Source organism: Gloeomargarita sp. (genome assembly GCF_053491055.1).
The window spans coordinates 23724-34064 of sequence record NZ_JBRCEP010000026.1; the positions used below are offsets into that span (position 1 = coordinate 23724).

Sequence of the window (10341 nt, forward strand, 5' to 3'; positions counted from 1 at the left end):
ACTTAGTTTTTTGCGCGTTTTTGAGGTGAAGGAGCGCCCTACTGCCCCAACCGCACAAGCAGCCCCTAGGACACCCGTGCCGACAGCGCCGCCTCCCGAAATTGGGCGCTCAGTTCCGTATGTTCCCAGGGCAAATCCAAATCCAGCCGCCCGAAATGACCATAGGTCGCCACATCCTGGTAAAACCGTCCACCCCGCAAGCGGGGCAGGTGACAGAGATTAAATTGCTGGATCAGGCCTGCTGGCCGCAGTTCCACATAGGTTTGGATCAAATCCAAGAGCACCTCCTCCGGCACCCGACTTGTGCCAAAGGTTTCCACCAAAATACTCACCGGGCGGGCCTTGCCAATGGCATAGCTCAACTGCACCTCACAACGCCGCGCCAACCCCGCTGCCACGATATTTTTGGCCGCAAACCGACAGCCGTAGGCCGCCGACCGGTCCACCTTGGTCGGGTCTTTACCGGAAAACGCTCCCCCCCCATGCCGGGCATAGCCCCCGTAGGTATCCACAATAATCTTCCGCCCCGTCAACCCCGAATCCCCACAGGGGCCGCCGGTGACAAACTGCCCCGTCGGATTGACCAAAAACTTGGTGTGGGCATCCGGACGCACCCGCTCCTGCGCAAACACCGGCAAAACCACCACTTCCCACAGGTCACTTTTAATCTTGGCCTGCACCGCCTCGTTGCTGGTATAGCCGTCAATCGTGGGGTCATGCTGGGTAGAAATCAAAATCGTATCAATCCCCACCGGCTCAAAGTCCTCGTAAATCACCGTCACCTGGGTTTTGCCGTCCGGGCGGAGATAGGGCAGCGTCCCCAACTTGCGTACCTGGGCCAAGCGCCGCGCCAAGCGATGGGCCAGGGCAATCGGCAAAGGCATCAACTCCGGCGTTTCATCACAGGCAAATCCAAACATCAAGCCCTGATCCCCTGCCCCCGTGCGGTCCAAGGGGTCCAAACTGCCATCGTAGCGATGTTCTAGGGCTTGGTTGACACCTTGAGCAATTTCCGGGGACTGCACATCCAAAAACACCTGCACCCGGCATTGGTCGCTACAAAACCCATAGTCCGGGTTGGTGTAGCCAATTTCTGCAATTTTGCGCTTGGCCAAATCCTCATAGTAGGCATCGCTGACTGCCGCCTCGGTTTTCAATTCCCCCAGGATAAACAAGTCATTATTCTTAACCACCACCTCTGCCGCGACCCGGCTTTGGGGGTCCTGGGTGAGCAATTCATCCACAATCGTGTCCGAAATTTGGTCACAAATTTTATCCGGGTGACCTTCAGTGACCGACTCCGAGGTAAACAGATAGCGACGTGGCAAGGGCTTCACTCCCGCAAAGGATTTAGTCATTTAGGCTACCAGAATCTGCCCCCTGCCGGCAAGAACGCTCCCCTTGCCCTGCTAACGAATCTCAAAACCCTTACCCACCGGGTCGGGATAGGGAGCGACCACTACCTCCGTCACCTGCGCCAGGGGCGGGCCTTGGCGACACCAATCCACCAGCTTTTGTACTGCTTTTTCCTCCCCGGCCAACACCGCCCACACCCGCCCATCCGGCAAATTCTGCACCCAGCCGTCCACCCCCAGCGCCAACGCCTGCTGCCGGGTCGCCATGCGATAACCCACCCCCTGCACCCGTCCAGAAATCCACACCTGTACCGCTGCCACCTTCGCCACTGCCAAGTGCCACCACTTAGGAGATACAGTAGAATAATACTGGGCTAATTGACAATTTCGTGGTCGCGAGAACAGGTTGGGCAACCATGCGGGAACAAGGAACCATCACCATTCACACCCAAAATATCTTTCCCATCATCAAAAAGTCCCTCTATTCAGATCACGAAGTCTTTTTCCGGGAACTGGTCTCCAACGGGGTCGATGCAATTCAGAAATTAAAAATGGTCGGTTATGCCGGGGAAACAGAACTGGGCGATTTTCAACCGGAGATTACTATCACCATTGATAAAGAAAAACGCACCTTAAGCATTACCGATAACGGTATTGGCATGACTGCCGATGAGGTGAAAAAGTATATTAATCAGGTGGCCTTTTCCAGCGCCGAGGAATTTATCCAGAAATACCAAGGGGGAGACCAGCCGTTAATCGGTCATTTTGGCCTAGGCTTTTACTCTGCCTTTATGGTGGCCCAAACCGTAGAAATAGACACCCTTTCCTACAAAAAAGATGCCGAAGCTGTCCACTGGACCTGCCATGGTTCTCCCGAATTCACCCTGGAATCTTCAGACCGCACCGCGCGGGGAACCACTGTCACTTTAAGGCTGCTGGAGGGAGAAGAAGAGTATTTAGACCCCCAACGCATCCGCCAATTGGTGAAAAAGTACTGTGACTTTATGCCCGTGCCGATCAAATTAAATGGGGAAGTCCTGAACCGGCAACGAGCCATTTGGCGGGAATCACCCAGCAATCTCACGGCGGAAGATTACCGAGAATTTTACCGTTATCTTTACCCCTTGCAAGAGGAACCGCTGCTTTGGGTGCATCTCCAAACCGACTATCCCTTCTTGCTCAACGGGATTTTATATTTCCCCAAAATGCAGCCGGATATTGATGTGACCCGCAGTCAGATCAAACTCTTTTGCAACCAGGTGTATGTCAGCGACCATTGCGAAGAAATCGTGCCCCGATTTTTGCTGCCCATGCGGGGGGTGATTGACAGTCCTGATATTCCTTTGAATGTCTCTCGCAGTGCCCTGCAAATGGACCGCACTGTCCGGCGGATTGGGGATTTTATCGCCAAAAAAGTGGGGGATCGTTTGCAGGAGTTGTACCAAAATGACTTTGCCCAATACACAAAAATTTGGCCAGACTTGAGCCTGTTTGTCAAATACGGTTGCCTGCACGATGAAAAATTCAAAAAGCAGGTGCAGGATATTATTATCTACCGCACCACCGCTGCGGTATCTGCACCAGGAGAAGGGGATGTGTGGCAAGAGGGTGACAACACATACCACTACACCACGCTCAAGGATTACTTAGAGCGGGCCAAAAACCGCCATGCCAATCGGGTTTTTTATGCTACTGATGAGGTTGCCCAAACTACCTACATCGCCCTGCACAAAAATCAAGGTTTAGAGGTGTTATTCCTGGACAGTTTCATTGACACCCACTTTATTAGCCATTTGGAGCGGGAATATAAAGATGTGAAATTTATGCGGGTGGATGCGGACTTAGATGCCAGTTTGATTGACGCCAACAAGTCCGCTGAAATTGTTGACCCGAAGACCAACAAAACCCGTTCGGAATTGGCGCAGGAACTCTTCAAGAAATACCTGGACAAACCCAAAATCACCATTCGCACCGAGTCGTTAAGTGGAGATGCACCGCCAGCCATGATTCTATTACCCGAAGCCCTGCGTCGGTTGCGGGATATGACGGCTTTATTACAGCAGCAAAAAGCAGAATTTCCCGAAGAACACACGCTGGTCATTAATACCGCACATCCCCTCGTAGAGAACCTAATCAATTTGGCGCAGGGGAGTGTGATTCTCTCAGGTAGTGGGGATTCTCCCCGCCAGGAATTGATCAGAAACCTATGCCAACACATTTACGACTTGGCGCTCATGGCACAAAAGGGATTTGACCCCGAAAGTATGAAGAGTTTTTTAGACCGGGCCAGCTTGGTGCTCACTCGCTTGACAACACCGGGAACGGTTTAGGGGTCAGGAGTTCTTCCATGAACTTCTGAAGGATGGAGATACCCCTGTGTTTTTAGCCCATAATGATTCCCGGAAACGGGCGACTTCTCTGGCTCCGCAAGCAGCCTATGTCCACATTCCTTTTTGCCAACAAAAATGTTATTACTGCGATTTCCCAGTCGTTGTGGATCACAAACCCGATTCTCGCCATCGGGCTAAGTATTTAGAAATACTGCGCTGGGAAATTAAGTTAACTCCCCCTGGCCAACAACCCTTAACTTCAGTCTTTTTTGGGGGCGGTACGCCTTCTTTGCTAACCCCAGCAGAGTTAGGGCAAATTTTACAGGATTTGCGGGAGCAATTTGGCTTTGCAGAAGAAATAGAAATTTCCTTGGAAGCAGACCCCGGTACTCCGGGCATTCAATACCTAGAAGACTACCAAGAATTAGGGGTGAATCGTCTGAGTTTGGGAGTGCAGAGTTTTATCCCGGAATTGCTCTGGGTCAGTGGCCGTACCCATACGGTTGAAGATATAGAAACCGCGATTCATAAAATCCAAGCCTGTGGTTGGGAAAATTGGAGTTTAGATTTAATTCAAGGCTTGCCGGGACAGACCTTAGAACACTGGAAATTCAGTTTACAAAAAGCCATCGAAGCTCAGCCCAAACACATTTCTGTTTATGACTTAACCCTAGAGCCTAAAACCCGTTTCTATCGGGATTATCCAGAGGATTCTCCAGCGTTACCTGGGGATGAATTGACTGCTGAGATGTACTGTTTTGCCCATGAATTTTTAGAAAAGCACGGTTACCACCACTACGAAATCTCTAACTATGCCCAACCTGGTTACCAATGCCGTCACAACTTAACCTACTGGCGCAATCAACCCTACTATGGTTTTGGTTTAGGGGCAACAAGTTACATTGACCAAGTGCGTTTTACTCGTCCCAAATACCTTCACTCCTATTACCAATGGGTGAAAGAACAGGCTACTTTGGGCGCGATTGCAATTTCGGATGATCCCCCCAGCGTTAAAGAGCAATTGATTGAGAGTTTGATGTTAGGGTTACGCCTGCGGGAAGGAATTAATCTAACCCAGTTGCTTGAGCAATTTCCTGCGGCTATCAAAACTTCGGTTGCAAATTTAATTGTGCGTCAATTGCGCCGCTTCCAGGCTGAAGGATGGGTGGGCAACCAACAGGAGCAATGGTTTCTCATTCCACCCCAGGGATTTTTGCTGTCCAATACCCTGTTGACTCACCTTCTATTGGAACTAGAAAACATAACCATTCTGAATTAGATTTTTTGCTGACCTCTGGCAGGTGTGATTGATATCATAGCTAGGTAGGTTAAGGTTGTCGCCTTAAGATTCATGGCTAGGCCACGCTTCGCTATAGGAAACCAACGTGGGGCTACGCCCAGCGACCCCTATCATGTCAACCTTTGTATGCTTAGCTATAGGACAGGGTTTGCAGCTAAAGGCAAATGTTGCAAACTTGTTTGAAATTGCTATATAGTCGTTTCACAAGAAAATGCAACACTTTGAGGCACTGGTCATGGCTGTATCCCCTTCCAGGACAGGGTTTGCAGGTAAAGGCGAATGTTGCAAACTTGTTTGAAATGACTATAAATGGCAATGCTTTGTATCATCAGGCCAGATTCACATCGTAGTGCCAACCCTCAAAATCTTGAGATTCAACACTTCTGCGCTATCCTCTAGTCACTGTCGGTCAGGGGTTTGGGCAAAAAATAAATTGCTAGATTTCTCTCCGGCAAAGCCATCAATTTTCTTATTATTTCTATGGCGCTAAAACCTCATTTCCGGCCACTTTTTTATCCTAAGGACAACTCATGACAATAAATCACTTGGACGTGATTTGTTGATGTTTTTCTTAACCGAGCAATGCCTCCAGTTGGGCCAGGTTGGGGACGCGAATTAAACCGCGATAATGGCTACCTTCCTCATCGCGGCGAGCATTTTTTCCGGTCAGGCGCTCAATCACCCCATCCTGCTCCAGTTTGCGCAGGACGCGGGTGACGGTCTCGCGCGTCAGGCCGCTGAGACTGCCCAACTCCCGGTGGGGTAAATTGGGAATTTCAATCCCCTGGGCGCTGGTACGTCCTTGCCCTTCAGCAAGAAACAGCAGCACATCCACCACACGGGCAACGCTGTCGGATTCCCGCACCCTCAAGCGGCGGTTTAACTGCCGCAACCGCCGGGCCATCAACTGGGACAGCCGCAAGCCCATCAGCGGCTCGGTCTGCACCACATGCATAAAATCCCGCGCCGAAAGACTGCCCACCAGCACGGGCGTCACACTCAATACATCGCAGGAGCGGGCTGAAGCGGCCAAGGCAGCCATTTCGCCAAAAATTTCCCCTGGTCCAAGGATATTCAAAGTAATTTCGCGCCCCTCCCGGTTGTGGGTGCGGATTTTTACCCAGCCTTCAATAATGAAGTACACCGTACCGCCCCCCTCCTCCTCCATAATTATGAGTTTGTCGGGTTCATGCCGGGCCAAATACAACCGCTGGCTGATGCGTTCCAAAGCCTGGTCGGCCCAGCCCTCAAATAGGGGGGAATGGCGCAGGGCAGCCAGGATGTCGGGGGTGGCCTTTTCCACAGAATCAACTACACTCCTGTCAAACAATGTAAACCAATTCGCCTGACTTTATGCTACAGTTCCTAGGGGAGAGGGGGGGGAGAGGAAGGCAGGGCAGGAACAGGGCAGGAAGAACAGGTAACAATCGCGATACGCTGATGGTGGGGGGGGAGAGAGGCTGAGAATGCTGTTACTATTGAAGCAAAAAGTGCCGCCGAAGTCGCCCGGTTTTTTGGGGGGAGGCGAAGTTCCATGAATCCCCAGCCGGTCGTGCTCACGGAGCATCTGTTCTACTATCACCGCTGCGCCCGCCGCAGTTTTTTGGACTACCGCCAAGGGGTTATTCCCCAACCGGAGCGTTCCCGCCATCGCGAGCAGGTGTGTAGCCGTTGGCCGGGTCCGTCACCCCAGTATCAGCCCCCGGCTTGGGACCAGGGATTTCACGCCACGCTGGCCCTGATGCGCCAGGGAGTGCCTGCCATTCACCAGGGCGTACTGCAGGTGGTTACCCCTGCTGCCGTGTTGGTGGGACGCCCGGACATACTCATTCGGGAAGCGGGTTCCTCGCGGTGGGGGGCTTGGCACTACCGTCCCCTGGAAATTCGCCTGGGGCAGCGCCTCAAACCGGAATATCAGGCCGTGGCGGCATTTCACAGTTGGCTGCTGGCCCAAATTCAGGGCGTCTGGCCGCGCTGGGGGGAATTGGCGTTGCCTGGCCCGCGGTTTTTGCGGGTCAATCTGGAACAGGCGCTGCCACCCATGCACCAAATGCTGGCCGCCTGCCTCAATACCCTCAAACAACCAGAAGCCCCGGAAGTATTTATCAGCCGCAGTCGCTGTCAACTCTGTCCTTGGCTGGACTATTGCAGTACTGTAGCCAAACAAAAGCATCACCTGAGTCTGGTGCCAGGGGTGACGCTCAAACGCTATGCCGAATTGCAGACCTTGGGATTAAACCGCATTGACGACCTGGCGCAGGCGGACCCCCAGTTGATTTACCACCGCACCAGTTTGGGGGTAAACACCAGCAATAAATTGGTGCGACAGGCCCAGGCGATTGCCCAGCAAAAGGCCCTGGCGGTGGCTCCTATTTCCCGTTTGCCCCAAGCGAGCGTGGGTTATTTCTTTGACATCGAGGCCGACCCCTATTTGGACTGTGTGTATCTGCATGGCGTGCTGCTGGTTACCCCCCACGCACAGCAGTTTTATTCCCTGGTGGCCGAGCAGATAAACCAGGAGGGGCACATCTGGCAGCAATTGTTAACTTTGCTTGAGCGCTATCCCCAGGCACCGATTTATCACTTTTGCCCCTTTGAACCCCAGACGATTCAACGGTTGGGGCACAAATACGGCACCTCGCCTGCCCGCATCCAGGCCATTCGCCACCGCTGCGTGGATTTGCACGCCCGCTTGGTGCGTTCGGTGGTGCTGCCGGTGGAAAATTACACCCTGAAGGCGATTGGCCGTTGGTTGGGGTTTGGCTGGCAGCACCCTGGGGCCGATGGGGCGCAGTGTACCCAGTGGTACAACCAGTGGCTGCAAACCCACGACCGCAGCTACCTGCAGGCATTGCAGCAGTACAACCGGGACGATTGTTACGCCACCTACCACCTGTACCGCTGGCTGGTGGACTTTATGCGGCAACAGCAGGCAGCCCCCGCCGTGCTCCCCTCAACCGGCTGATTCCTGCCGCCACCCCGCAAACCCCCGCCCCGGTCGCCACTGCACGGCCCCCGCCTGCCCGGTGACAAAGGTGGAAATCTTCAGCCGTTCCAGCCGCCCCAGGTCGCCCTTTTTCACCCGGAAGTTGGAGGCAATCGCCCCATAGGGTTGCAGGGTTTGCAGGAAGCGATTGCCCAGCGTGCCGCCGCTCCACCACAGGACATTGGGCGGGGTCGGCAGCACCCCCTGCTTGACCAGCGCATCCTGTTGGGCAAAATTGCTTTCGGGCAACCAGACCAGATGTTCGTTGCCAGCGGTGATCTGGAGTAACGGGGGTTCAGTCGGCGTCACGGTAAACGACACGGAGCCTAAAGTGGCCTGGGACAGGGCGGCAAACGGTTGGGGTGTGAGGTTGGGTGGTTGGGGGGCGGGCAGCTCTCCATACAGTTGCCGTACCGGCATGGCCGCGCTCAGGTTGGCCCAGCCTTGGTTGGGTACCCCCGGCATGGCCACCCCCAGGTCAATGTGATTCACCCCTTGCAGTTGCAAAAAGGGCTGCAGCGTAAATTTCACCGTTTTTTCATCCCCGGCATTGATCACCGCCACCTTACCCCGATGCTCGATGACCATTACCGGAATGCGCCCCGTATCCAAAACGGTAAATTCCAACTGAGTCCAACGCCGGTACACCAAGGGCACGGCAATCAGCGCCACCCCAAACAGCGCCACCCCCACCCAGCGCCGTCGCCACCAGCTCCAGCCCGAACACACCAGCCCCAACAGCACGTAAAGCAGCACCATCTGCCCCGCCGTAATTTTCCCCACCGCCAGGGAATTGTAGGGTAACTGGTTCGTCCAGGTCACAGCAGCCAGCAAAAAATCCATCGGATAAGACAGCAGCCGGGCCGCCCACACCCCCGCCGGGAACAGCACCAGCCCCACCACTGCCGTCACCATTCCCCCCAAGGTCAACACCATAATCAGCGGCGCTGCCACCGCGTTCAACAGAATTGAATAGGTGTTGATCAGCCCAAATTGATAAAGCTGCAGCGGCAACGTCCACAGATAGGCCGCCGTCGGCACCGCAATCAATTCCGCCACAGCCGGGGGCAACAGGGTCAAACTCTGGGCAATCGGCGTCGCCAACACCATCAACCCCAAAGTCGCCAAGAAACTAAATTGAAATCCCAAATTACCAATCCAGGTCGGGTTGTACACCAGCAGGGCCGCCGCCACCAGCAGCAGCAAATGCAATGGCTGCCGTTTCCCCGTCACATCCCCTTGGCCCGTTTGCACCAACCCCCAGAGCCCCACCGCCCCCATCAACGAGGCCCGCGCCACCCCCGCCTCAAACCCCGCCAGCATCACAAACAGCCCCAACGCCCCCAGACCCGCCAGCATTTGCGTCCGCACCCCCAGGCGATTGGTCAGCGCCAGCACCGTTCCCAACAGCAGCGACACATGGAACCCGGAAGCGGCAATCGTATGCGCCAACCCCGCCCGCGTAAACGCCGTGCGCAAATTCCCATCCAAATCCACCACCCGCGCCCCCACCACCATGGCACTCACCAACGGCCCCCGCAAAGCCCCCAACGCCTGCGTATGGACATCCACAATCCGCTGCCGCAGCCGCCAAAACCCCCAACCGCCCGGCCCCGTTGGGTCTGCAAAATAAACCTCCTCCCCCCGCATCCCCGCAAACGTATTGCGTTGCGCCAGATAGTTCTTAAAATCAAACCCCCCTTGAAACGCCGCCGTCACCGGCAGATACACATCCCCTTTCACACTCACCTTGCGCCCCGGCGTAACCCCTTCCGCCTGATCCGGCGCCACCGTCACATACAAATTGCCCGTCACCCGCTCCGTGCGCACATAAGGCGCCTCCCCCACCTCCAACTGCTGCACCTCCAGGAAAAACCGCCGCTTCCCGCTGGCATTAAGGCGCGGCAAATCCAACGCCTTCCCCGTCACCACCACATCAAATGCCGGAGCTTTGCGGCTAATATCCAAAGGCCCTGGTTGCGGCGTCCGCCATTGGAAATACCAACCCGCCAGCAGGGCAACCACCCCTGCCCCAAGCCACACCCACCACAGCAAACCCCAACGGCGCAACACCGGTAACCGCCAAGCCGCCACCGCCAACAGGCCCGCAACCCCCGCCAGCCCATACCCACCCCAGGGCACCTGCGCCACCACCAACAAACCCAACACCCAGGTAGCGGCCCACACCACCACCACTTCCGGCGAGAATGGCTTCCCCATAACCCACCCCCAACCTTTGCCCTGATTGTACCCAGACCCCCTGCCTGTCCCCAAACCCCTTAGTAGCCCCGATCACATCAGGTCAGGAGCAGAGCAAACAAGCCGCACAGGGCAATCCCATCAAACACCCCCGCCCCCCCAATACTCAAA

The 10341-nt window shown here is 55.0% G+C and carries 8 protein-coding genes; 3 read left to right on the forward strand and 5 right to left on the reverse strand.

Annotated elements, in window-relative coordinates; all coding sequences use genetic code 11:
* Positions 1–65 precede the first annotated feature (65 nt).
* Both metK and ACWISF_RS02945 read right to left on the reverse strand, forming a co-directional pair.
* Positions 66–1328 (reverse strand): methionine adenosyltransferase, encoded by a 1263-nt coding sequence (gene metK, locus ACWISF_RS02940; RefSeq protein WP_448380106.1) that lies wholly within the window; start codon positions 1326–1328, stop codon positions 66–68.
* Positions 1329–1409: 81 nt separating this feature from the next.
* Positions 1410–1685: an acylphosphatase gene (locus ACWISF_RS02945; protein WP_448380107.1), complete on the reverse strand. Its 276-nt coding sequence runs from the start codon at positions 1683–1685 to the stop codon at positions 1410–1412.
* 86 nt (positions 1686–1771) lie between these two features.
* On the opposite strand from ACWISF_RS02945, the gene htpG reads away from it, so the two are divergent.
* Together htpG and hemW are read left to right on the forward strand one after the other, a co-directional pair.
* The gene (gene htpG / locus ACWISF_RS02950; RefSeq protein ID WP_448380101.1) at positions 1772–3685 is read left to right on the forward strand and encodes a molecular chaperone HtpG; all 1914 of its coding nucleotides are present in this window, start codon (positions 1772–1774) and stop codon (positions 3683–3685) included.
* 46 nt (positions 3686–3731) lie between these two features.
* Positions 3732–4964, forward strand: coding sequence for a radical SAM family heme chaperone HemW (gene hemW / locus ACWISF_RS02955; RefSeq protein WP_448380102.1), 1233 nt, complete (start codon positions 3732–3734; stop codon positions 4962–4964).
* Positions 4965–5556: 592 nt separating this feature from the next.
* Here hemW and ACWISF_RS02960 read toward each other — a convergent pair.
* Entirely contained in the window at positions 5557–6288 is a 732-nt protein-coding gene (locus ACWISF_RS02960) for a Crp/Fnr family transcriptional regulator (RefSeq protein ID WP_448380103.1), read from the reverse strand.
* Between the two features lie 231 nt (positions 6289–6519).
* Here ACWISF_RS02960 and ACWISF_RS02965 point away from each other — a divergent pair, with 231 nt between their 5' ends.
* Complete coding sequence (locus ACWISF_RS02965) at positions 6520–7950, forward strand: TM0106 family RecB-like putative nuclease (RefSeq protein WP_448380104.1); 1431 nt, start codon at positions 6520–6522, stop codon at positions 7948–7950.
* Here the strand turns inward: ACWISF_RS02965 and ACWISF_RS02970 are convergent.
* Together ACWISF_RS02970 and ACWISF_RS02975 are read right to left on the reverse strand one after the other, a co-directional pair.
* Positions 7939–10191 carry a ComEC/Rec2 family competence protein gene (locus ACWISF_RS02970; RefSeq protein ID WP_448380105.1) on the reverse strand — a complete coding sequence of 751 codons (2253 nt, stop codon included), beginning with the start codon at positions 10189–10191 and terminating at the stop codon, positions 7939–7941. The two genes, ACWISF_RS02965 and ACWISF_RS02970, sit on opposite strands and share 12 nt — an antisense overlap.
* Positions 10192–10268: 77 nt before the next feature.
* Positions 10269–10340 carry a DUF1614 domain-containing protein gene (locus ACWISF_RS02975; RefSeq protein WP_448380108.1) on the reverse strand — a complete coding sequence of 24 codons (72 nt, stop codon included), beginning with the start codon at positions 10338–10340 and terminating at the stop codon, positions 10269–10271.
* Position 10341 lies beyond the last annotated feature (1 nt).